Genomic DNA, 23524 nt, shown 5'->3' on the forward strand with positions numbered 1-23524 from the left:
CGGTAAAATAGCGGCTGGGCGCGACCCGGCCGCTTGCTCCAGAGAAGGCCGCGGCTGAAAAGCCCGCGGCCTTTTTTGCGTTCAGGCGGTCGGTGTGGGGGTGGGTTTGCCTTGCGGGTTTGCAAAGCTTTGCAACGCGTCAGCACCACCCGTGTTTGCATCGCGCCCCGGCGGACCGTTTTGCCGTGCATCCGCTGCGCGTCCACGCGCTGTCGAGCGCTTCACCGCACGCCAATCTCATTACCCGTTTCGCAGCCCCTAAAAAAACCCGTCGCGCGACCGATCCACATTTTCTGCGTGTATTACCGATATGCCGAAGAATCAGCCCCACCCAAGCGAACCGAAGCGCGCGCGCGCCGTCGCCACGCCCGCGCCCGAACCGGCCGCGCCCAAAGCCAAACCGAAGCTCGATCCCGCAGCGGGTCTCGCCGGACTCGGCGCATTGCGCGACGCATTGAAGATCGATACGCAACGCCGCGAGCGCGAACGCGCGGCCGCGGCGGCCGCGCAGCGCGAAGCAGCGGCGGACGCCGATCTGTTTCGCCGCGAGATCGGTTCGGTGGCCCCCCTCGTGTCTCCCCCGCGCGCGAGCTTGCCGCGCAATCCCCCGCCGCCGCTGCCGGTGCAAACCATGCTAGACGAGGAAGCCGTCCTGCACGAAGCGATTTCCGACGAGTTCGACCCCGAAGTGCTGCTCGAAACCGACGAAACGCTCTCCTATTGCCGCCCCGGCGTCAGTCAGGAAGTCGTGCGCAAGCTGCGGCGCGGCGACTGGATCGTGCAGGCGCAAATCGACCTGCATGGAATGAGGCGCGACGAAGCGCGCGAGGCGCTCGCCGAGTTCATCCGCGAATCGGTGAAGCGGGGCTTGCGCTGTTTGCGCGTGATTCACGGCAAGGGCTTGGGATCGATCGGCAAGGAACCGGTGCTCAAGGGCAAGGTGCGCGCGTGGCTGGTGCAGAAGGCCGAGGTGATCGCATTCTGCCAGGCACGGGCGCACGACGGCGGCGCCGGCGCGGTGGTCGTGCTGCTGCAGCCGGGCGCGTTGCCGCCTCACGCCAAGCCCTGACGGAGTCACAGTGATCCATCCGAGGCTGACACTGGCGCTGACCATCATGGAAGCGCTGGCTATTTTCGCGTACGCCATTTCCGGCTTCATCGAAGCCCGCAGCCGCCGGCTCGACGCGGTGGGCACGTTCCTCGTGGCGATCGCCACGGCGTTCGGCGGCGGCACGTTGCGCGATGTGTTGCTGGAGCGCCGGCCGTTCTACTGGGTCGAGCATCAGGTCTATCTGATCGCGATCTTCGTGATGTCCCTGTTCGCGCCGACACTGCTGAAAATGACCTCGCGCCTGCTCTCCGAGCGGGTGCTGCTGGTGGCCGATGCCATCGGGCTGGGCCTCTTCAGTATCGCGGGGACGTCGATCGCGCACGACGCGCAGATGCCGTGGTTCACGTCGGTGATGATGGGCGTGCTGACGGGGGTGTTCGGCGGCGTGATCCGCGACGTGCTGTGCAACGAGGTGCCGTTGATCCTGCGCGATTCGCGTCCCTACGCGACCTGTGCGTTCGTCGGCTGCTGGCTGTATGTGTTGCTGGACTATGTGAACTTCGACACCGTGTATAGCGTGCTGGTCGCGACCGCGTTTATTCTGCTCGCAAGGCTGGTGACCTACCGGTTCGATGTGCGCTTGCCGCATTGAACGCTCAACGGTGTGGGTGTTCGGGCGTGGGTGCGCAGGCTTGTGGACGCCGATTCGCGCAGGTCGTGGGCGTTAGCCGCACCCCACCCCTGCGCCATGACTGTCGATTTTCACCAGCGTCGTTCGTCGTGAGGTAAACGGCTCTTGCGGCCGTCGTTGCGCCACGGCGCGCCCTGCAACCGTCAAAGGTGACCGCGATGCCCCTGAAGCTTTATGCCCACCCGTTCTCTTCGTACTGCCAGAAGGCCCTGACGGCGCTTTACGAAAACAGCACACCGTTCGAGCTGCGCCTGCTGGCGCACGACGATCCGTCAATCATGACGGAGTTCGCGGCGCTCTGGCCGATCAAGCGCTTTCCGGTGCTGGTGGACGGCGAGCGGACCGTGGTCGAGTCGAGCATCATCATCGAATATCTCGGCCTGTATCATCCGGGGCCGGTGCCTCTCTTGCCCGCCGACGCCCGCGCCGCGCTGGAAGTGCGCAGCATGGACCGCTTCTTCGACAACTACATCTCGACGCCGCAGCAAAAGATCGTCTACGACCACATGCGCCCCGAGCCGGAGCGCGATCCGCGCGCGGTGGCCGACGCGCGGGCGATGCTCGACACCGCCTACGGCTGGCTCGACAAGGTGATGGCCGAGCGCGAATGGGCCGCCGGCGACACCTTCAGCCTCGCCGACTGCGGCGCCGCACCGTTTCTCTTCTACGCCGACTGGACACATCCGATCGATCCCGCCTTCACGCATGTGCGGGCCTACCGTCAGCGGCTGCTGGCAAGGCCGTCGTTCGCGCGCGCGGTCGACGAAGCGCGGCCGTATCGTCCGCTGTTTCCGCTCGGTGCGCCGGAGCGTGACTGACAGCGACTGAGCGACACTCATGCACGCGAGCCTCGCGCGCGCACCGGCGCAATGTGCCGTGCGCCGCGCGAGGCGGCCTGGCGGAATCCGCAAACAGGCTTTCTCGCCCGTCCATTCGGGCCATCGGCCGGAATCCGCCCCGAACAGAGCCGCGCAACACCGCATCCCCCAGCGCGACAACAACATTTCCTCCCTGTAAACTCCACCTCAAAAGCCACTTCCGGCCATCACTCATAAGGCACACCATGGACCGTTTCGAAGCGATGGAGATATTTACGCGTGTGGTCGAGGCGAACAGCTTCACCAAGGTATCCGAATCGCTCGACCTGCCCCGCGCCAAAGTCAGCCGCACGATCCAGGCGCTGGAGGAGCACGTCGGCGTGCGCCTGCTGAATCGCTCGACGCGCCAGGTGAGCGTCACCGAAGACGGCGCGTCGTTCTACGAGCGCTGCGTACAGATCCTCGCCGAAGTCGCCGACGCCGAATCGTCGCTGTCGAACAAGCGCGAAAATCCGGCCGGCACGATCCGCGTCGATACGTCCGGCACGCTCGCCCGCGCGCTGCTCCTGCCCGCGCTCGACGACTTCTACCGGCGATACCCGGAGATCGACGTGCGGCTCGGCCTCGCCGATCGCAACATCGATCTGATCCAGGACGGTGTGGATTGCGTGATCCGCATGGGCACGCCGGAGGAATCGAGCCTCGTCGCGAAACGCATCGGCGAGGCGCGCATCGTCACGTGCGCGTCGCCCGCGTATCTGGAGAAATACGGCGCGCCGACCACGCTGGAAGAACTCGCGGAACATCGCGCCGTCAACTACGTGTCCGCACGCACCGGCCGGACCTTCCCGTTCGAATACCAGGTGGACGGCGAGATCGCCAAGGTGACGATGAAAAGCGTGCTCGCCGTCAACGACGGCTCGGTCTACATCGGCGCGGGCGCGCTCGGCCACGGCATCATCCAGCCGTCGCGCTTCATGGTCGCCGAGTTGATCGAGCAAGGGGCGCTGAAGGAAATTCTCACCAACTACACGAGTCCCGGCACACCGCTGTCGGTCCTCTACGCGCACCGCCGCAATCTGAGTTCGCGGCTGCGCGCGTTCATCGACTGGGTCAGCGAGCTGTCACATAACAATCCGGACCTGCGCATCCCGGACGCGTAAGCGGCCGCAAAGCAGGCGCCCAAAACAAAGCCCCATGCGCAACGAAACGCATGGGGCTTTTTTAAGGCGTCAAACTACGCGGCGAAGCACTCGCCTCAGGCAATCCGCTCTTCGTTCGACGGATCGAACAGCACCGCCTTCGACGTATCGAACAGCAGCGTCGTGTTCGTCAGCGGCTGCGGATTCGACGCCGGGTGCACACGGCTCACGATGCGCTTGCCGTTGACCTGCGCGAACACCAGCGTATCCGGGCCGGTCGGCTCGATTACGTCGACCTTCACTTCGATCGGCTGCAGCTTCGAGTCGTCGCCATGCGCTCCGCGCGCGTCGGTGATGCGCTCCGGCCGCAAGCCGAGAATCACATCGCGGCCGACGTGCGACTTCACCTTCGCCGAATCGAACGGCAGATTCAGCGCCTTGCGCGCGACGCCCGTATCCAGTTCGATGCCGATGCCCGCGCCCTGCTCCACCAGCTTGCCCTGGATGAAGTTCATCGGCGGCGCGCCGATGAAGCCGGCCACGAACAGGTTCGACGGCGAGTCGTAGATATCCTGCGGCGCGCCGAACTGCTGCACGATGCCGTCCTTCATCACCGCGATGCGGTCGCCGAGCGTCATCGCTTCGATCTGATCGTGCGTCACGTAGACGATCGTCGTGCCGAGGCGTTGATGCAGCAGCTTGATTTCAGAACGCATCTCGATGCGCAGCTTCGCGTCGAGGTTCGAGAGCGGTTCGTCGAACAGGAACATCACCGGATCGCGCGCCAATGCACGGCCCATCGCCACGCGCTGACGCTGGCCGCCGGACAGCTGGCCCGGCTTGCGGTCGAGCAGGTGCGTGATCTGCAGCGTGTTCGACACGCGATCGACGATCTGCGCCTGCTCCTGCTTCGGCACCTTGCGGATGTTCAGGCCGAACGAGATGTTCTCGCGCACCGTCATCGACGGATACAGCGCGTACGACTGGAACACCATCGCGATATCGCGATCTTTCGGCGACAGGTTGTTGACCGTCTTGCCGTCGATCTGGATCTCGCCCTTGGTCACGGTCTCGAGGCCCGCGATCATGTTGAGCAGCGTCGACTTACCGCAGCCCGAGCCGCCGACCAGAATCAGGAACTGGCCGTCTTCGATGTCGATATTGACACCCTTCAGAACCGGCACCCCGTTCGGGTAGGTCTTGTACACGTCACGGATGGAAAGGCTTGCCATGCTGTGAATCCTCTTGTCTCTGGTACTGCCTGAAAACGTCTTGTCGGATGACGGCGGCGCATTTTTCTTGAAGCGCCGCCGCGCTCGGATGGTTTGGCCCGCGGCCCCGGTTTACCCCTTGACCGCGCCGGCCGTCAGGCCGCGCACGAAATAGCGTCCGGCGATGATGTAGACCAGCAGGGTCGGCAACGCGGCGATGATCGCGCCGGCCATATCCACGTTGTATTCCTTCACGCCGGTCGAGGTGTTCACGAGGTTGTTCAGCGCCACCGTGATCGGCATCGAATCGACGCCGGAGAACACGATCCCGAAGAGGAAGTCATTCCAGATCTGCGTGAATTGCCAGATCAGGCACACCATGAAGATCGGCAGCGACACCGGCAGCAGGATCTTCGTGAAGATCGTGAAGAAACCCGCGCCGTCGATGCGCGCCGCCTTCACGAGTTCAGCCGGAATGCTGACGTAGAAGTTGCGGAAGAACATCGTGGTGAACGCGATACCGTAAATCACGTGCACCAGCACCAGACCGGTCGTCGTGTTCGACAGGCCCATCATGCCTTCGAAGCGCGCCATCGGCAGCAGGATCGCCTGGAACGGAATGAAGCAGCCGACCAGCAGCATCGTGAAGATCGGGTCTGCGCCGCGGAAACGCCAGTGCGTGAGCACATAACCGTTGAACGCGCCGATGATCGACGAGATCAGCACGGCGGGAATCACCATGCGCACCGAGTTCATGAAGAACGGCTGCATGCCGTCGCAACGCACGCCGGTACAGGCGCCGCTCCATGCCTTGATCCACGGATCGATACTCCAGTGCGTGGGCGGCGTGAGCAGGTTGCCGGTACGCAGCTGGTCGATGTCCTTGAACGACGTCGACAGCATCACATACAGCGGAAACAGGAAATACAGGGCGAACAGAATCAAGGCCGCGTAAATGACGGCACGGCTGATCGTCATCTTAGGCTGCATTGCGGGTGCTCCTCGATTCCAGATACATCAGCGGCACGAGCACGGCCACGACTGTGGCGAGCATCATGATCGACGATGCCGCGCCGACGCCGAGCTGCCCGCGATTGAACGAAAACGTGTACATGAAGATAGCCGGCAGCGACGACGACGTGCCCGGACCGCCCGCGGTCAACGCGACAACCAGGTCGAAGGTCTTGATGGTGATGTGGCAAAGAATCAGCAGCACGGAGAAGAACACCGGGCGCATGCTCGGAATCACGATCTTGCGGTAGATGGTGGGCAGGTTCGCGCCGTCCATCTGGGCGGCCTTGAAGATTTCACCGTCGACACCGCGCAGGCCCGCGAGGAACAGCGCCATCACGAAGCCGGTGGATTGCCATACCGCCGCGATCACGATGCAGAAAATCGCCTTGTCCGGATCGCCCAGCCAGCCGAACGAAAAGCTCGTCCAGCCCCAGTCGTGGAACACCTTTTCGAGGCCGATGCTCGGCGTCATGATCCATTGCCACGCCGTACCGGTCACGATGAACGAGAGCGCCATCGGGTACAGAAACACCGCGCGCAGCGCGCCTTCATTGCGGATCTGCTGATCGAGCAGAATCGCGAGGAACAGCCCGAGGCCGATACAGAAGCCGATGAACGGGATGCCGAACCAGCCGAGGTTCGCGGCCGACGTCCAGAACACGTCGTTCTCGAACAGTTCGCGATAACGGTCGAGACCGACAAAGGTATAACTAGGCATCAGTCGCGAATTGGACAGCGACAGATAGCCGGTAATTGCGATGAAGCCATACACGAAGATCAGGCTGATCACGACGCTGGGTGCAAGCACCAGCTTCGGAATCCAGCGATCGGCAAGGGCCGCCATGGGCGACGTGCGGCGGGTGGCGGTGGCCGTTTTCCCGTTTCCGCTGATAGAAGCAGTCACTACTCGACTCCTGCTGAAACTGTACCGCCGGGGTGCTCGCGCGTGAATGACACGAGGCCGCGACAGCATAGGTGTGACTCGATGAAACCAGGGTAAAGCCGCCGGCAATCCGCGCACCAAGCGCAATCAGCGGCCTGAAGAACACGCCCGGCACTTCCTGGGGAAGCCACCGGGCATGCCGCTTCGCTTACTTCACTTACTTGGTTTTCGCTGCCTTTGCGAGCGCGGCCACTGCGGTCTTCGAATCTTCCTGCGAGTTCATGAACTTCGTGACCACGTCGGAGATCGCGCCGGCTGCTGCATCCGGTTGCGCCATGCCGTGTGCCAGCGAAGGCACATAGCCGCCTGCCTTGATCGCGATCTGTTCATCCGCGTACGACTTCTTCGCGCAGTCGTCGAACTTGTCCATCGACACGCCCAGACGAACCGGGATCGAGCCTTTGTACAGACTGAACTGTTCCTGGAATGCCGGCGACATGATCGTCTTGGCGAGCGCCAGCTGACCCGGCGTCGCAGCCTTCTGGCCTTTCTGCTGGAAGAACACGAACGAGTCGACGTTGAACGTGTAGGCTTTCTCCGTGCCCGGCACGGCGGCGCAGACGTAGTCCGTGCCCGACTTCTTGCCGGCGTTGGCGAACTCGCCCTTCGCCCAGTCGCCCATGAACTGCATGCCGGCCTTGCCGTTGATGACCATCGCCGTGGCGAGGTTCCAGTCACGGCCCGTGCGGCCCGCGTCGAAGTAACCCTGGATCTTGCGGACGGTGTCGAACACGCCGATCATTTTGTCCGAAGTCAGCGTCTTTTCGTCGAGGTCGACCAGCGCCTTCTTGTAGAAGTCCGCGCCCTGCGACAGCACGACGTCTTCCCACAGCGTCAGGTCTTGCCACGGCTGACCACCCATCGCGATCGGCTGGATGCCCGCGGCCTTCATCTTGTCGGCCACTGCGAAGAACTCAGGCCACGTGGTCGGCACCTTGCCGCCTGCCTTTTCGAGCGCCGCCTTGTTGATGTACAGCCAGTTCACGCGGTGCACCGAGAACGGCGCGGCGACATAGTGACCGTCCGCGTGCATGATCTTGTCGATCTCCGGCGGCAGGTTCTTCTTCCAGTCGCCCGCGACCGAATCGATCGGCACCAGCACGCCTTGCGAAGCCCAATCCTGGATCAGCGGACCCTTGATCTGCGCGGCGCTCGGTGCATTGCCCGAGATCACCTGCGTCTTCAGAGCCGTCATGGCTGCCGCGCCGGCGCCACCCGCAACCGCGAAGTCCTTCCACGTGTAACCCTGCTTCGTCATGTCGTCCTTGAGGACGCCGACGGCTTTCGATTCGCCGCCCGAAGTCCACCAGTGCAACACTTCGACCGACTCGGCAGCCTGCACCGCCGAGACGCCACACATCAGACCCGCAGCGCACAAAGCGCCCATGATCGCGCGAAATTTCATTGCTTATCTCCTCCAGACACCTGAACAAAAAACAAATGGCCCCTGATGTCGCCAGGGTGCTGTGGTTGGTTCAAACAGGCAAAACACTGGGCGATCGAGCACGGTCGGGCGCATGCGCGAGGCATGTGCCGGCGGACCGTTGTCCGGCCGCTAGAAGCTCAAGAGATGAGTGGTTTGGGATGCAACTGTCTGTCTCCTCTTTTGATTTTTGCCTGCCCGCGTCGCGCGCGGCAGACTCGAGGTGCCTTGCAAGTCAACCCGGCCAGCCACCCGCCAGCCGCTCCACTACCCGGACTTCCGTAAGGGCTGCCGGGCAGGCTGGCACGTGCCGACAGGCAATGTCCGTTAACATGCAGGGACGCCCGCCGATTTGAAAAACCGCGCAAGTTGCCGAACAGCGCACGCTTTTTTCATCGAATTAGCGCTACCTCTTGATTTGGATTGTAGTTAAACTACAATTCAGTGTCAAAAAATATTTTATCGGACTACGGTCGCCCTTTTCGAACACTGCGCGCTCGGCGCGGCGGCCCCCAGGACATCGACGGAGACTCATGCAAACCGATTCAAGTTTCACCTTCGTTCTCTTCGGCGGTACCGGCGATCTGTCGATGCGCAAGATCCTTCCTGCACTGTTTGAAGCGCACCGTGCGGGCGGCATGCTCGCGGACAGCGGCAAGATCGTCGCGGTGGCGCGTCACGCGGCGAATCGCGATGAGTATCTGCAGTGGGTGAACGAACACGTCAAGCCGCATGTGTCGAAGGACGGTCTGGACGAAGCCGCATGGACGAGCTTCCTCGAGCGCATCGAGTTCGTGAAGATCGATCTCGGCAACCCCGAAGACTTCGTGCAATTGCGCGATGCGATCAAACACCTGCCCGGCATCCGCGTGTTCTATCTGGCCACCGGTCCGTCGCTGTTCGTACCGATCTGCCACGCGCTCGCGTCGGTGGGGCTCAACGAAAACGCGCGCATCGTGCTGGAGAAACCGCTCGGCTACGACCTGAAGTCGTCGAATGCGATCAACGACGCGGTCGGCGAAATTTTCGCGGAAGAGCAGATCTACCGGATCGACCATTACCTCGGTAAGGAGCCGGTGCAGAACCTGCTCGCGCTGCGCTTCGGCAATGCGCTGTTCGAGCCGCTGTGGCGCCGCGAGTGGGTCGAGAGCATCCAGATCACGATCGCCGAGGAACTCGGCGTCGAAGCGCGCGGCGACTTCTACGACAACACCGGCGCATTGCGCGACATGGTGCAAAACCATTTGCTGCAGCTGCTGTCGATCGTCGCGATGGAGCCGCCCCACTCGATGGACTCGGATTCGGTCCGCGACGAAAAGCTGCGCGTGCTGCGCGCGCTGAAGCCGATCGATCCGAACGAAATCGGCAAGGTTGCGGTGCGCGGCCAGTATCATGCCGGCGGCATCCGCGGCAGCACGGTGCCGGGCTACGCGACCGAAGCCGGCGTGAAGCCGGACAGCACGACCGAAACCTTCGTCGCGCTGAAAGTCGAGATCGAGAACTGGCGCTGGGCCGGCGTGCCGTTTTTCCTGCGCACCGGCAAGCGCCTCGCCGATCGCGTCGCCGAGATCGTAGTGAATTTCCGCGCGGTGCCGCATTCGGCGCTGGGCGCCTCCGCGCTGCGCGCCGGCGCAAACCGTCTGGTGATCCGCCTGCAGCCGAACGAAACGATTCGCCTCTACTGCCTCGCGAAGCAACCTGGCGAAGGCATGAACCTCGCGAGCGTGCATCTCGACCTCGCGTTCGACAAGTTCTTCCGCGAAGGGCAGATGGAGGCGTATCAGCGGCTGCTGCTCGATGTGATCCGCGGCCGCCTCGCGCTGTTCGTGCGGCGCGACGAGCAGGAAGCCGCATGGCGCTGGGTCGAACCGATCCTGAACGAATGGAAGGTCTCGACCAAGCCGCCCAAGCCGTACGCGGCGGGCACCTGGGGACCGGCCGCGGCGAGCGCGATGCTCGCGCAGCACGGTACCTGCTGGCTCGAAGAAGAGAATTGATGCACGGCGTTGCGAGAGCTTCGAGCGAAGCTCTCGCAACGTCCGAGTAAGACCCACCGACGAACTGAACGGAATGGCGCCGGTATCGCGAAGGCGCCTGCAAGTCATCCCACCTTGCAGGCGATGTGCGAGAGCAGTACGGCAGATTCCGCAGATCTAACAAAAAAGCAGCACGGAGGAGAAGTGATCGAGCTTCACGCTTTCGACGATCAACGCGCCCAATCCGACGCGTTGGCGAAGGCGGTTGGCGACGCGTTACATGCGTCGCTCGCCGCACAGGCGGCCGCGACCGGCACGCCCACTACTAGCGCACGCCCCGCCATGCTTGCCGTGTCCGGCGGCAGCAGTCCGCGTCCGTTCCTGCAAACGTTGTCCACGCAATCCTTCGACTGGTCGCGCATTGCCGTGACGCTGGTCGACGACCGCTGGGTGCCCGAGACGGACAGCGCAAGCAATTCGCAACTGGTGCACGCGACGCTGTTGCAGAACGCCGCGAAGGAGGCGACCTTCTGGCCGCTCGTCGACACCGCGCAGGATCTCCACGCGCACGTCGCCGCGCTGAACGCCGACGCACGCTTTAGCGCCGTGCCCGACGTCGCGATTCTCGGCATGGGCGAGGACGGCCACACGGCGTCGATCTTCGCGGACGCGCCTGAATGGGATCACGCCATCACCGCAGCCGAGCGCTTCGTCGCGGTGCATCCGGGCAGCGCGCCGCATGCGCGCGTGAGCTGGTCCCTCTCCGCGCTGAAGGAAGTGAAGCACCTGTTTTTGCTGATCGCAGGACCGCGCAAGATGGACGTGCTCAATGCAGCCGCCGCTTCGCTACAAAAAAATGCCATCTCGCAGTTGGCAAACGACAAGGGAGTGAGACTCGATGTCTACTGGTGTGCAAACTAAGGCTGTACCGGGCGCGGGCCAGCACGCCGACGGACCGAGGCTTCTGGCCGACATCGGCGGCACCAATGCGCGCTTCGCGCTGGAGACGGGCCCGGGCGGAATCGGCTCGGTGCAGGTCTATCCGTGTGCGGACTATCCGGGTGTCGCCGACGTCATCAAGAAGTATCTGAAGGACACCAGGATCGGCCGCGTGAATCATGCGGCGATCGCGATTGCAAACCCGGTCGACGGCGATCAGGTGAGCATGACGAATCACGACTGGAGCTTCTCGATCGAAGCGACGCGCCGCGCGCTCGGCTTCGACACGCTGCTGGTAGTGAACGATTTCACCGCGCTGGCGATGGCGCTGCCGGGCCTGACCGACGCGCAACGCGTCCAGGTGGGCGGCGGCGCGCGTCGTCCGAACAGCGTGATCGGCCTGCTCGGGCCGGGCACCGGCATGGGCGTGTCGGGCCTGATTCCCGCCGACGACCGCTGGATCGCGCTCGGCAGCGAGGGCGGCCACGCCACCTTCGCACCCGCCGACGAACGTGAAGACATCGTGCTGCAGTACGCGCGCAAGAAGTGGTCGCACGTGTCGTTCGAACGCGTGGCCGCGGGCCCCGGCATCGAAGTGATCTACCGCGCGCTCGCGGGCCGCGACAAGAAGCGCGTGGCGGCTAACGTCGAGACGATCGAGATCGTCAAGCGCGCGCTGGACGGCGAGCCGCTCGCGGCCGAATCCGTCGACGTGTTCTGCGGCATTCTCGGCACCTTCGCGGGCAACATCGCGGTGACGTTGGGCGCGTTGGGCGGCATCTACATCGGCGGCGGCGTCGTGCCGCGCCTCGGCGAATTCTTCGCACGCTCGTCGTTTCGCCAGCGCTTCGAAGCGAAGGGTCGCTTCGAGGCGTATCTGCGGAACGTGCCGACCTATGTGATCACCGCCGAATATCCGGCCTTCCTCGGCGTCTCCGCGATTCTCGCCGAGCAGTTGTCGAATCGCGCGGGCGGCAGTTCGTCGGCGGTGTTCGAGCGGATTCGCCAGATGCGCGACGCGCTGACGCCGGCCGAGCGCCGCGTCGCCGATCTCGCGCTGAACCATCCGCGCTCGATCATCAACGATCCGATCGTCGATATCGCGCGCAAGGCCGACGTGAGTCAGCCCACCGTGATCCGCTTCTGCCGTTCGCTCGGCTGCCAGGGCCTGTCGGATTTCAAGCTGAAGCTCGCGACCGGTTTGACCGGCACGATTCCGGTGAGCCACAGCCAGGTGCATCTCGGCGACACGGCGACGGACTTCGGCGCGAAGGTGCTGGACAATACCGTGTCGGCGATTCTGCAGTTGCGCGAGCATCTGAACTTCGATCAGGTCGAACGCGCGATCGATCTGTTGAACGGCGCGCGCCGCATCGAGTTCTACGGGCTCGGCAATTCGAACATCGTCGCGCAGGACGCGCACTACAAGTTCTTCCGCTTCGGCATTCCGACCATTGCGTACGGCGATCTGTACATGCAGGCAGCCTCCGCCGCCTTGCTCGGCAAGGGCGATGTGATCGTGGCGGTCTCGAAGTCGGGCCGCGCGCCCGAGTTGCTGCGCGTGCTGGATGTCGCGATGCAGGCCGGCGCGAAGGTGATTGCGATCACGTCGAGCAATACGCCGCTCGCCAAGCGCGCCACCGTCGCGCTCGAAACCGATCACATCGAGATTCGCGAGTCGCAGTTGTCGATGATTTCGCGGATCCTGCATCTGGTGATGATCGATATTCTCGCTGTCGGCGTGGCGATTCGTCGCGCGGTGCCTGCAGCCGATGTCGCCGAGACGGTCGCCAAGGCGCGCGAGGGCGCCGACGACGACGCCACTGCCGTGCTGGACTGGCTGAGCCACGGCGCGGCCTCGTCCGCCCGCGATTGAGCCGGTGAAGGTGAATGGCCCACGGCGGGCGTATCGAATGTGATGCGCGCGCCGTGGGCCATCTTCGTCGTTGCCCGCTTCATCGCCCGCATTGCGTCAGGTCCGCCTGAAGCGCGTGCCCGCACGGCGCCCCTGTCCGGACAACAAGCGATAATAGACGCTCTATCGCTCGAGACCGACGGCTCAACCCAATGATCATCCGCCCGCATCTCCATTGGTTCCGCATGCTGCTCGCGTGGCGGGGTTCGGTTCTTCCACAGTTGCTGCCGCGGCTCTCGCTGATCTTCTGCATCTCGATCGTCGCGCTGGCCGCCCACGACCACCTGCTGCCGGTCTCGCTGAACCTCAACACGACCGCGCCCTTCTCGCTGATCGGCATTGCGCTCGCGGTGTTCCTCGGCTTTCGCAACAACGCCAGCTACGATCGCTGGTGGGAAGCCCGCAAGCTGTGGGGCCAACTGCTCAACGAGTCGCGCTCGCTCACACGCCAGGTCTTCACGCTGGCGTCCCGGCCGTTGCCGAAAGAAGAGCTCGAAGCATTTCTCGCCGCGCTCGGCGCGCTGCCTCACGCGCTGCGTCACCAGCTTCGCAAGAGCGATCCCCACGACGACCTCGCCGCGCGCTTGCCCGCGCCGCTGTTCGAGCGCGTTATCGCCTCGCGCTACAAGCCGGCGACCTTGCTGCTCTATCTCGGCGAGTGGGTACAGCGCCAGGCACAGGCCGGCGCGATAGAGCCGATGGCGGTGCTCGCCTTCGACCGGAACCTGAATGGGCTATCGGATGTGATCGGCGGATGCGAGCGCATCGTCTCGACGCCGCTACCGTTCGCGTACTCGGTGATGATTCACCGCACGGTGTATTTCTTCTGCGCGTCGCTGCCGTTCGGCCTAGTCGACAGCATCGGCGTTTTCACGCCGGTGTTCGCGGTATTCGTCGCTTATACCTTCATGGCGCACGAAGCCATCGCATCGCAGCTCGAAGAACCCTTCGGCACCGACGACAACGACCTCGCACTCAACACGATGTCCGCCATGATCGAGGATGCGCTGCGCGATCTGCGCGGCGAGCCGGCACGCACGTTGCCGAGCCGGCAAGCGGAAGACTATCTGTTCGATTGACCGTGCGCGAGGCGCAGGCGAGGTGCGCGCTCAGTCGTTGCCGACCGTCTCCGACAACCGCTTGAGCGTCGCCACCCGCGCGCCGATGATGTCGATGCGCCCGCGCTCGTCGACCACCGGCGTGGTGGCGGCGAGATACGCAGTCCAGCCTTTTTGCGCACGCACGAGCGTGGGGCGCGAATGCGCCGGCATCTTCGACTGCAAGCGACGGTAGTAGCGCTTCAGATCGAACATCGCGTGCTCGCATTGCGCGTCGGCGCGACAGGCGCGCGGACGACGCGGCGGCGGCCCACCCGCCTTGTCCGCCGCGCTGCGCAGCGCGAGCGCGCGGTCGCGCACCGGCTGCAACTGCATGTCGGCCTCGGCCAGCACGTACATCGTGCCGCGCGTCGTCGCGAACACCGCGGCCAGCAACTGCTTCTCGGCCTCGCGCGAGGCGAGCCAGCTTGTCTGGCTCTTTTCCCACAGCTTGCGCCGCGCGGGCGGCAACTTCGCCTGAAGCTGCTGCCACGCGCTGTCCAGAGCGGCCTTCCAGCCGATCCGCGCGTTGTCCATGCACTGCACCTGTCCCACCGTCGTCGACATGTCGCTGCGCGCGAGACACGAGCGCATCGACGCGTCGATTGGATCGGCGGCCGCGACCTCGGCATGCGCCGCTGGCGACAGCGCGCCGAAGAGCGCCGCCGCCAGCGTCATTGTCAGCGCGCCGGCTATGCGCCGCCAACTAGCGGCGCCCACCCAGGACTTCAGACCCCCCATCGTCAGGCGCGAACGCAATCGACGAAATATTCGATGCGCCCGTTGATCATTTCACCGACCAGCCCGTGGATGTCCGTATGGAAACCGGGGAAGCGCTCGTTGAACTCGCGCGCGAAACGCAGATAGTTGACGATGGTCTTGTTGAAGCGCTCGCCCGGAATCAGCAACGGAATGCCCGGCGGGTAAGGCGTCAACAGGATCGACGTGACGCGGCCTTCGAGTTCGTCGATCGGTACCCGGTCAATCTCACGGTGCGCGAGCTTGGCGAACGCGTCGGACGGCTTCATCGCCGGCTCCATGCTCGACAGGTACATCTCGGTCGTCAGGCGCGCGATGTCATTCGCGCGGTAGACGCTGTGAATCTGCTGGCACAGATCGCGCAAGCCGACGCGCTCGTACATCGGATGATGCGCGACGAATTCGGGCAGCACGCGCCACAGCGGCTGGTTGTTGTCGTAGTCGTCCTTGAACTGCTGGAGTTCGGTGACCATCGAGTTCCAACGGCCCTTGGTGATGCCGATCGTGAACATGATGAAGAACGAATACAACCCGGTCTTCTCGACGATGATGCCGTGCTCGGCCAGGTACTTCGTGACGATCGCGGCCGGAATGCCGGTCTCGCCGAAGCCGCCGTCCATGTCCAGACCCGGCGTGACGATGGTCGCCTTGATCGGGTCGAGCATGTTGAAGCCTTCGGCGAGCGGGCCGAAGCCGTGCCACGCGTCGTTCGGACGCAGCATCCAGTCTTCGCGCGAACCGATGCCCTCTTCCGCGAACTGGTCCGGGCCCCACACCTTGAAGAACCAGTCGTCGCCGTATTCGGCGTCGACCTTGGTCATCGCGCGGCGGAAGTCGAGCGCTTCGGCGATCGACTCTTCGACGAGCGCCGGGCCGCCAGGCGCTTCCATCATCGCCGCCGCCACGTCGCACGACGCGATGATCGCGTACTGCGGGCTCGTGGACGTGTGCATCAGATAGGCTTCGTTAAAGCGGTGCTTGTCGAAGCGGCTGTTCTTCGAATCCTGCACGACGATCTGCGAGGCCTGCGAAATGCCGGCCAGCAGCTTGTGCGTGGAGTGCGTCGCGAACACCATCGCGCCGATGCGCGGACGGCCCGCGCCGATCGCGTGCATGTCCTGATAGAACTCGTGGAATTCCGCGTGCGGCAGCCAGGCTTCGTCGAAGTGGAGCGTGTCGAGCCAGTCGCCCAGCATCTCCTTGATCATTTCGACGTTGTAGATCACGCCGTCGTACGTGCTTTGTGTGATCGTCAGAATGCGCGGCTTGAGGCCCGGATTCTTCGCGAGCGCTTCGCGCGCGAACGGGTTCGCCTCGATCTTCTTGCGGATGTTTTCCGGCTCGAACTCGCTGCGCGGAATCGGGCCGATGATGCCGAAGTTGTTGCGCGTCGGCGTGAGGAACACCGGGATCGCGCCGGTCATCGTGATCGCGTGGAGGATCGACTTGTGGCAGTTGCGGTCCACCAGCACGATGTCGCCCGGCGCAACGGTGCCGTGCCAGACGATCTTGTTCGACGTCGACGTGCCGTTGGTCACGAAGAACACGTGGTCGGCGCTGAAAATGCGCGCGGCGTTGCGCTCCGAGGCCGCCACCGGGCCGGTGTGGTCGAGCAGCTGGCCGAGTTCGTCGACCGCGTTGCAGACGTCGGCGCGCAGCATGTTCTCGCCGAAGAACTGATGGAACATCTGGCCGAGCGGGCTCTTCAGGAACGCGACGCCGCCCGAGTGGCCAGGACAGTGCCACGAGTACGAACCCTCTTCCGCGTACTGCACCAGTTCCTTGAAGAACGGCGGCGCGAGCGAGTCCAGATACACCTTGGTCTCGCGGATGATGTGACGCGCGACGAACTCCGGCGTGTCCTCGAACATGTGGATGAAGCCGTGCAGTTCGCGCAGGATGTCGTTCGGCAGGTGGCGCGAGGTGCGCGTCTCGCCGTACAGGAAGATCGGAATGTCCGCGTTGCGGCGGCGCACTTCGGCCACGAATGCGCGCAACGCGACGATCGCCGCGGCCAGCTCCGGCGTCTCGCCTTCCACGACCACGTTGTCGACGTAGGGCAGCAGTTCATCGTCGTCGATCGACAGGATGAAGCACGACGCGCGGCTCGATTGCTGCGCGAACGAAGTCAGGTCGCCATAGCTCGTCAACCCGAGCACTTCCGCGCCTTCTTTCTCGATAGCTTCGGCCAAAGCCCGGATGCCGGAACCCGAGATGTTCTCGGAGCGGAAATCTTCGTCGATGATGACGACGGGAAAACGAAACTTCATGGGCGATTCTCCAAAAAGAACGACCGCTGCATTCTGAAAATTGCAGCGGTCACCCGAATAGCTGATGGGTCAGTGCGCTGCCGACGTCACGTCTTGGGCAACGTGACGCCGTGCTGACCTTGATATTTGCCGCCGCGATCCGCGTACGACGTTTCACAAATCTCGTCGCTTTCGAAAAACAGCACCTGGGCGACGCCTTCGTTCGCGTAGATTTTCGCAGGCAAAGGTGTCGTATTCGAGAATTCGAGCGTGACGTGGCCTTCCCATTCCGGCTCGAACGGCGTCACGTTGACGATGATCCCGCAGCGCGCATACGTGGATTTGCCCAGACACACCGTCAGCACGCTGCGCGGAATGCGGAAGTACTCGACCGTGCGCGCGAGCGCGAACGAATTCGGCGGAATGATGCAGACGTCGCCCTTGAAGTCGACAAACGACTTCTCGTCGAAGTTTTTCGGATCGACGATGGTCGAATTGATGTTCGTGAAGATCTTGAATTCGTCGGCGCAGCGGATGTCGTAGCCGTAGCTCGACGTGCCGTAGCTGACAATCTTCCGGCCGTCTTCGGAAACGCGAACCTGATCGGGCGCAAACGGCTCGATCATGTTGTGCGACTCGGCCATGCGCCGGATCCACTTGTCGGATTTGATGGTCATAGGTGAACGCTGCTCGACGTGAATGACAGGTGTGTGACGGATAACAACCCGGCGAAACCGGGCGACTTTCGGGTAATAAGGTGCTGGCTTGGGAGCGCCTTCGAGGTCTGCGCCTTGCGCGGCGCGCCGCTTGAACGGGCCTTGCCACGCTCCCGCACCGGGTGCTCGACGCCGGCTTCAACTGCGGGTTCCTGCCGGGCACCCCAACGGAAGGCGCTTATTTTACGCGATCACGAGGATGCTGCCGCGGGCAATGTCTGAAGGGCTCGCCGCTCACTGGCGAATCACACCGCAGGCGATGGCGGAACCGGCACCATGCGGCGGATAAGCGTAGGGATCGGCCGCGTCGTGATGCAGCAGCACAGCGCGCTGCAATACCGAACGGATACCGTCGAGCGAGACATCCGGCGCGACGATGAAGCCGGTGGCCACGCCGTTCGCATCCGCATGAATGTTGGCCAGGTCGCCCTCGACTCGCGCACCCACCTTGAGGCGCTCGGCCGCCGGCGAAAAGATCGCGCCCGCGCTGGAGCCGTCGGCGGCATTGCAGTCGCCGCGTTCGTGGACCTGCAATGCGTGGTCGCTATTGGGCGGCAAGCCCGTGAGGTTGTAGGTGACCTGCACGCCGTCCGAGCGCTCGATAAACGTCACGAGGCCGCGCGCCTGATTACCCACGGTGGGCAGCAACTGCGCGTCGGCGCGCTTTTCCTGTGGTCTCAGGAACGCGCTGCAGCCGCTCAACAGCACACAACTGGCAGTCAGGACGATGAACATATGCACCGCCTGCCCGTCGATTCGTTTTCCCATGCGATCCTCTTGCCGGCCGACGGGCGCCCCTGCGGCCGCCGAGCCGAACCTGTGAAGTCGACATGATACCGCGAGACCAGGCGCAAATAGGCGCCTTGGCCCCTTGTCCGAATGGCTGTTCAGGTGTTCTGCACGACGATGTTGGGAAACTTCGACGTCATGTCGCGAGCCCGCTCGGCGATATGGATCGCCACCTTGCGCGCGATCGAGCGATAGATCTCCGCGATGCGCCCGTTCGGGTCCGCCACCACAGTGGGCTTGCCCGAGTCGGCCTGCTCACGGATCGCGATGTCGAGCGGCAGGCTGCCGAGCACGTCCACACCGTACTCCTTGCCCATGCGCTCGCCGCCGCCGGCGCCGAAGATATGCTCTTCGTGGCCGCAGTTCGAGCAGATATGCATGCCCATATTCTCGACGATGCCGAGGATCGGAATGCCGACCTTCTCGAACATCTTGAGACCCTTCTTCGCGTCGAGCAGCGCGATGTCCTGCGGCGTCGTGACGATCACCGCGCCCGTCACCGGCACGCGTTGCGAGAGCGTGAGCTGGATGTCGCCGGTGCCCGGCGGCATGTCGACGATCAGATAGTCGAGGTCGTGCCAGTTGGTCTGTCGCAGCAACTGTTCGAGCGCGGAAGTGGCCATCGGGCCGCGCCACACCATCGGATTGTCCTGCTCGATCAGAAAGCCGATCGAGTTGGCCTGCAGGCCGTGGCCGGTCATCGGGTTCATCGACTTCTCGTCGGGCGACTCGGGACGGCCGGTGATGCCGAGCATCATCGGCAGTGAGGGGCCGTAGATGTCCGCGTCGAGCACGCCGACCGACGCGCCTTCGCTCGCCAGCGCGAGCGCCAGATTCACGGCGGTCGTGCTCTTGCCGACGCCGCCTTTGCCGGACGCCACCGCCACGATATTCTTGACGCTCGGCAGGAGTTTCACGCCACGCTGCACGGTATGCGCAGCGATTTGCTGGGACACTTCGACACGCGCATTGCCGACGCCCGAAACATGGCGCAGCGCGTCGGTGAACTGGGCGCGAATCGCTTCGAACTGACGCATGGCCGGATAGCCGAGCACCACCTGGAGGCTGACGGCGTCGCCTTCCACGGCGACGTTGCGGATGTTCTTGGCGGCCGCGTACGGCAAGCCGGTGTTGGGGTCAGTGACGGCTGCGAGGGCAGCGTCGACCAATGCCCGATCGATACTCATTGACACTCCGTGGGGAACACGTACGGCACGGTGGAATCCAAGTTTGCGCCACGCGCCGGAATTTGAAAGAAATTGTTAGGCAGGATTGCGAAATCCAGACGGCCCGGGCACCCTTCGGGCAGGCGGGACGCCATGGGGTCGCATCACTGCGTGACTTCAGCCTTTATTGTAGTGGCTCATGCCGTGCGCTGCCGTAAGACCCTTCTTCACTGTCGGACCGGAGCGAAGAGAGGGTAGGATTTCCCTGTTTCGTGTGCTCTACCGTACCGCCGTAATGTTGCTTAGATAGATTGACGGCTACTCGCCGGTTTATCGCTTCAATCAAGAGGAATCGAAAATGAATGCAAAAATCATGACTCGCCTGGCGGTCTTCGCCGTTGCCGGCTCCGTGCTGGCAGGCTGTGCCACGCAGCAGGGCACTAACACCGCCGTTGGCACGGGGGTGGGCGCCGGCACTGGCGCGGCGCTCGGCGCGATCTTCGGCGGCGGCAAGGGCGCGGCGATCGGCGCGGGCGTCGGCGCAGCGGTGGGCGGCGTCACCGGCTACAACTGGCAAAACATTCGCAACCGCATGTCGGGCGCCACCAAGGGAACCGGCACCGAGATTACTGAGCAGCCGGACGGTTCGCTCAAGCTGAACATCCCGAGCTCGGTCACGTTCGACACCAGCAGCTACGCGATCAAGCCGTCGTTCGCACCGGTGCTCGACCAGCTCGCGCAAACCATGCAGCAGAATCCGGAGATCGTCGCGTCGGTGGTCGGTCATACGGACAGCACCGGCTCGCCGCAATATAACCAGACGCTGTCGGTCAACCGCGCGCAAAGCGTGACGGGCTATCTCGGCCAGCGCGGCGTCGCGCCGCAGCGCCTGTCCGCCACCGGCATGGGCCAGAACCAGCCGATCGCCGACAACAACACCGAAGCCGGCCGCGCCGCAAACCGTCGCGTGGAAATCTATCTGCGCGCTACCGCGCAGCACGCACCGCAATAAGGACAAGGCTTCAGGAGAATGCCGCGAGCGGGCGCCGGGGCTTTGCCTGCGGCGCCCAGCCCGGCGTAAAAAGCGGAGGAAAGAAAATCTCGCACGGGAACGAAAAAAATTTCGAACTCTGCCGAAAATCCGCGGTCTGTCTTTACGGTACGTGGCTGGCGAAGCCGCCGCGTCACCATTCTCCTCTTGTCGTTGTTGCTCCGGGGTTTAATCACCCCGGTTTTTTTTGGCACACGGCATTTCCCACTTTTCGCGCGCTTGCGCGCCGCGACCCGCCGGCCCCGCGCCCGCGCGGCCCATCCCGCGCAGGACGGCCGCCCTGCTAGAATCAACGTTTCGTCCCACCGCAGGCTCCCGCCACCCTTATGTCAGCACCCGCCACCGATCTCTCCGCAGGCGCGCCGTCAGGCCGTCGCCAGATTCTCGTCACGTCGGCCCTTCCGTATGCGAACGGGCAAATCCATATTGGCCACCTGGTCGAATATATCCAGACCGACGTCTGGGTCCGGACGTTGCGAATGCACGGGCACGAGGTCTACTACGTGGGCGCCGACGACACGCACGGCACGCCGGTCATGCTGCGCGCGGAGACGGAAGGTCTCACGCCGAAGCAGTTGATCGAGCGCGTCTGGCAGGAACACAAGCGCGATTTCGACAGCTTCGGTATTTCGTTCGACAACTACTACTCGACCGATTCTGAAGAAAACCGCGTTCTCAGCGAAAACGTCTATCTGGCCCTCAAGGAAGCGGGCCTGATCGAAGCGCGCGACATCGAACAGGCGTATGACCCGGTCAAAGAAATGTTCCTGCCGGACCGTTTCATCAAGGGCGAATGCCCGAAGTGCGGGGCGAAAGACCAGTACGGCGACAGTTGCGAAGTATGCGGTTCGACGTATCTGCCCACCGAACTGGTCAATCCGTATTCGGTCGTCTCCGGCGCCACGCCGGTGCGCAAGACCTCGACGCATTACTTCTTCCGCCTGTCCGACCCGCGCTGCGAGAATTTCCTGCGCGCGTGGGTGGGCGGCCTGGCGCAGCCGGAAGCCACCAACAAGATGCGCGAGTGGCTCGGCGACGCGGGCGAAGCCAAGCTCGCCGACTGGGACATCTCGCGCGATGCGCCCTACTTCGGCTTCGAAATCCCGGGCGCGCCGGGCAAATATTTCTACGTGTGGCTGGACGCGCCGGTCGGCTACTACGCAAGCTTCAAGAACCTCGCCGAAAAGCGCGGCCTCGATTTCGACGCATGGGTTCGCCAAGGTTCGAAGGCCGAGCAGTACCACTTCATCGGCAAAGACATCCTGTATTTCCACACGCTGTTCTGGCCGGCCATGCTCGAATTCTCGGGCCATCGCACGCCGACCAACGTGTTCGCGCACGGCTTCCTGACCGTGGACGGCGCGAAGATGTCGAAGTCGCGCGGCACCTTCATCACCGCGCAAAGCGTGATCGACACGGGCCTGAATCCGGAATGGCTGCGTTATTACTTCGCGGCCAAGCTGAACAGCACGATGGAAGATCTCGACCTGAACCTCGACGACTTCCAGGCGCGCGTGAACAGCGACCTGGTCGGCAAGTACGTCAACATCGCGAGCCGTGCGGCCGGTTTCCTGATCAAGCGCTTCGACGGCCGCGTGCAGGACAGCGCGATGCAGCATCCGCTGCTCGCCACGCTGCGCGCCGCCGTGCCGCAAATCGCCGCGAACTACGAGGCGCGCGAGTACAACCGCGCGCTGCGTCAGACCATGGAGCTGGCCGACGCGGTCAACGCATACGTCGACACCGCCAAGCCGTGGGATCAGGCGAAAGACCCGGCGAACGCGGTCGCGCTGCATGAAACCTGCAGCGTGAGCATCGAGGCGTTCCGCCTGCTGTCGCTCGCGCTGAAGCCAGTGCTGCCGAAGCTGGCCGAAGCGGTCGAAGGCTTCCTCGGCATCGAGCCACTGGTGTGGGCCGACGCCAATGTGCCGCTCAGCTCCGCACGTCCGATCAACGCGTACAAGCACCTCATGACGCGTGTCGAGCCGAAACAGATCGAAGCGCTGCTCGCGGCCAATCGCGACTCGCTGCAAGCCGCGCCGGAAGCGGCCGCGCCGGCCGATGCGAAAAACAAGGCGAAGGCCGCGAAAGCCGCCGCCAACCACGACGACACCCCCGGCGTGATCTCGATCGACGATTTCGCGAAGATCGACCTGCGCATTGCGAAGATCGTCGACTGCAAGGCGGTGGAAGGCTCGGACAAGCTGCTGCAACTCACGCTCGACATCGGCGAAGAGAAAACCCGCAACGTGTTCTCGGGCATCAAGTCGGCGTATCAGCCGGAGCAACTGGTCGGCAAGCTGACGGTGATGGTCGCGAACCTCGCGCCGCGCAAGATGAAGTTCGGCCTGTCCGAAGGGATGGTGCTGGCGGCGTCGGCTGCAGACGAGAAAGCCGAACCGGGTCTGTACGTGCTCGAACCGGATAGCGGCGCGAAGCCCGGCATGCGCGTGAAGTAACGCGCGACGGCTTCGCTCGCGGCGTTCGGCGCTGCGGGCTTGCATGAAAAAAACGGCACGCCTTTCAAAGCGTGCCGTTTTTTATTCGGCGGGTGGCGATGCGCGCGGCCGCATT

19 protein-coding genes are annotated in these 23524 nt (G+C 63.8%); 10 read left to right on the top strand and 9 right to left on the bottom strand.

What is annotated here, in order from left to right; genetic code table 11:
• Positions 1-310: 310 nt before the first annotated feature.
• From HV770_RS06295 to HV770_RS06310, 4 genes are all read left to right on the top strand, one after another.
• Positions 311-1069: a Smr/MutS family protein gene (locus tag HV770_RS06295; RefSeq protein ID WP_175158597.1), complete on the top strand. Its 759-nt coding sequence runs from the start codon at positions 311-313 to the stop codon at positions 1067-1069.
• Between the two features lie 13 nt (positions 1070-1082).
• Positions 1083-1703: a trimeric intracellular cation channel family protein gene (locus HV770_RS06300; protein WP_121319292.1), complete on the top strand. Its 621-nt coding sequence runs from the start codon at positions 1083-1085 to the stop codon at positions 1701-1703.
• Positions 1704-1900: 197 nt separating this feature from the next.
• Positions 1901-2560 carry a glutathione S-transferase family protein gene (locus HV770_RS06305; protein WP_175158598.1) on the top strand — a complete coding sequence of 220 codons (660 nt, stop codon included), beginning with the start codon at positions 1901-1903 and terminating at the stop codon, positions 2558-2560.
• A gap of 245 nt (positions 2561-2805) precedes the next feature.
• Positions 2806-3723, top strand: coding sequence for a LysR family transcriptional regulator (locus tag HV770_RS06310; RefSeq protein ID WP_175158599.1), 918 nt, complete (start codon positions 2806-2808; stop codon positions 3721-3723).
• Positions 3724-3818: 95 nt separating this feature from the next.
• Here HV770_RS06310 and HV770_RS06315 read toward each other — a convergent pair whose 3' ends face one another.
• The 4 genes from HV770_RS06315 to HV770_RS06330 all read right to left on the bottom strand — a co-directional run bounded on the left by HV770_RS06315 (position 3819) and on the right by HV770_RS06330 (position 8275).
• On the bottom strand, positions 3819-4934 hold the full coding sequence (locus HV770_RS06315; RefSeq protein ID WP_175158600.1) for an ABC transporter ATP-binding protein: 1116 nt from the start codon (positions 4932-4934) through the stop codon (positions 3819-3821).
• A gap of 111 nt (positions 4935-5045) precedes the next feature.
• The gene (locus HV770_RS06320; RefSeq protein WP_175158601.1) at positions 5046-5903 is read right to left on the bottom strand and encodes a carbohydrate ABC transporter permease; all 858 of its coding nucleotides are present in this window, start codon (positions 5901-5903) and stop codon (positions 5046-5048) included.
• Positions 5893-6831, bottom strand: a complete 939-nt coding sequence (locus tag HV770_RS06325; RefSeq protein ID WP_175158602.1) for a carbohydrate ABC transporter permease — start codon at positions 6829-6831, stop codon at positions 5893-5895. Before HV770_RS06325 ends, HV770_RS06320 begins: the two co-directional genes overlap by 11 nt.
• A gap of 196 nt (positions 6832-7027) precedes the next feature.
• Complete coding sequence (locus HV770_RS06330) at positions 7028-8275, bottom strand: ABC transporter substrate-binding protein (protein WP_175158603.1); 1248 nt, start codon at positions 8273-8275, stop codon at positions 7028-7030.
• A 551-nt stretch (positions 8276-8826) separates the two neighbouring features.
• Between HV770_RS06330 and zwf the strand changes: the two genes are divergently transcribed.
• The 4 genes from zwf to HV770_RS06350 all read left to right on the top strand — a co-directional run bounded on the left by zwf (position 8827) and on the right by HV770_RS06350 (position 14202).
• The gene (gene zwf / locus HV770_RS06335; protein ID WP_175158604.1) at positions 8827-10290 is read left to right on the top strand and encodes a glucose-6-phosphate dehydrogenase; all 1464 of its coding nucleotides are present in this window, start codon (positions 8827-8829) and stop codon (positions 10288-10290) included.
• Positions 10291-10473: 183 nt separating this feature from the next.
• Positions 10474-11190: a 6-phosphogluconolactonase gene (gene pgl / locus HV770_RS06340; RefSeq protein WP_175158605.1), complete on the top strand. Its 717-nt coding sequence runs from the start codon at positions 10474-10476 to the stop codon at positions 11188-11190.
• On the top strand, positions 11168-13084 hold the full coding sequence (locus HV770_RS06345; protein ID WP_175158606.1) for a bifunctional transcriptional regulator/glucokinase: 1917 nt from the start codon (positions 11168-11170) through the stop codon (positions 13082-13084). The genes pgl and HV770_RS06345 overlap by 23 nt, the downstream gene beginning before the upstream one ends.
• Before the next feature lie 191 nt (positions 13085-13275).
• On the top strand, positions 13276-14202 hold the full coding sequence (locus HV770_RS06350) for a bestrophin family protein (RefSeq protein ID WP_175158607.1): 927 nt from the start codon (positions 13276-13278) through the stop codon (positions 14200-14202).
• Positions 14203-14232: 30 nt separating this feature from the next.
• On the opposite strand, the gene HV770_RS06355 is transcribed toward HV770_RS06350, so the two are convergent.
• The 5 genes from HV770_RS06355 to apbC form a co-directional block, all read right to left on the bottom strand.
• Positions 14233-14961 carry a lysozyme inhibitor LprI family protein gene (locus HV770_RS06355; protein WP_175158608.1) on the bottom strand — a complete coding sequence of 243 codons (729 nt, stop codon included), beginning with the start codon at positions 14959-14961 and terminating at the stop codon, positions 14233-14235.
• Positions 14962-14963: 2 nt separating this feature from the next.
• A complete protein-coding gene (locus HV770_RS06360) occupies positions 14964-17249 on the bottom strand; it encodes an arginine/lysine/ornithine decarboxylase (protein ID WP_175158609.1) in 2286 nt (761 codons plus the stop codon).
• 86 nt (positions 17250-17335) lie between these two features.
• Positions 17336-17905 carry a dCTP deaminase gene (gene dcd / locus HV770_RS06365; protein WP_028200499.1) on the bottom strand — a complete coding sequence of 190 codons (570 nt, stop codon included), beginning with the start codon at positions 17903-17905 and terminating at the stop codon, positions 17336-17338.
• Positions 17906-18178: 273 nt separating this feature from the next.
• Positions 18179-18712, bottom strand: a complete 534-nt coding sequence (locus tag HV770_RS06370) for a superoxide dismutase family protein (protein WP_175158610.1) — start codon at positions 18710-18712, stop codon at positions 18179-18181.
• Positions 18713-18831: 119 nt separating this feature from the next.
• A complete protein-coding gene (gene apbC / locus HV770_RS06375) occupies positions 18832-19920 on the bottom strand; it encodes an iron-sulfur cluster carrier protein ApbC (RefSeq protein WP_175158611.1) in 1089 nt (362 codons plus the stop codon).
• A 337-nt stretch (positions 19921-20257) separates the two neighbouring features.
• On the opposite strand from apbC, the gene HV770_RS06380 reads away from it, so the two are divergent.
• Together HV770_RS06380 and metG are read left to right on the top strand one after the other, a co-directional pair.
• The gene (locus tag HV770_RS06380) at positions 20258-20911 is read left to right on the top strand and encodes a YiaD family glycine zipper/OmpA-like lipoprotein (RefSeq protein WP_175158612.1); all 654 of its coding nucleotides are present in this window, start codon (positions 20258-20260) and stop codon (positions 20909-20911) included.
• A 365-nt stretch (positions 20912-21276) separates the two neighbouring features.
• On the top strand, positions 21277-23409 hold the full coding sequence (gene metG / locus HV770_RS06385) for a methionine--tRNA ligase (RefSeq protein ID WP_175158613.1): 2133 nt from the start codon (positions 21277-21279) through the stop codon (positions 23407-23409).
• Positions 23410-23524 lie beyond the last annotated feature (115 nt).

It is taken from the genome of Paraburkholderia fynbosensis, assembly GCF_902859935.1.
Taxonomy (GTDB): domain Bacteria; phylum Pseudomonadota; class Gammaproteobacteria; order Burkholderiales; family Burkholderiaceae; genus Paraburkholderia; species Paraburkholderia fynbosensis.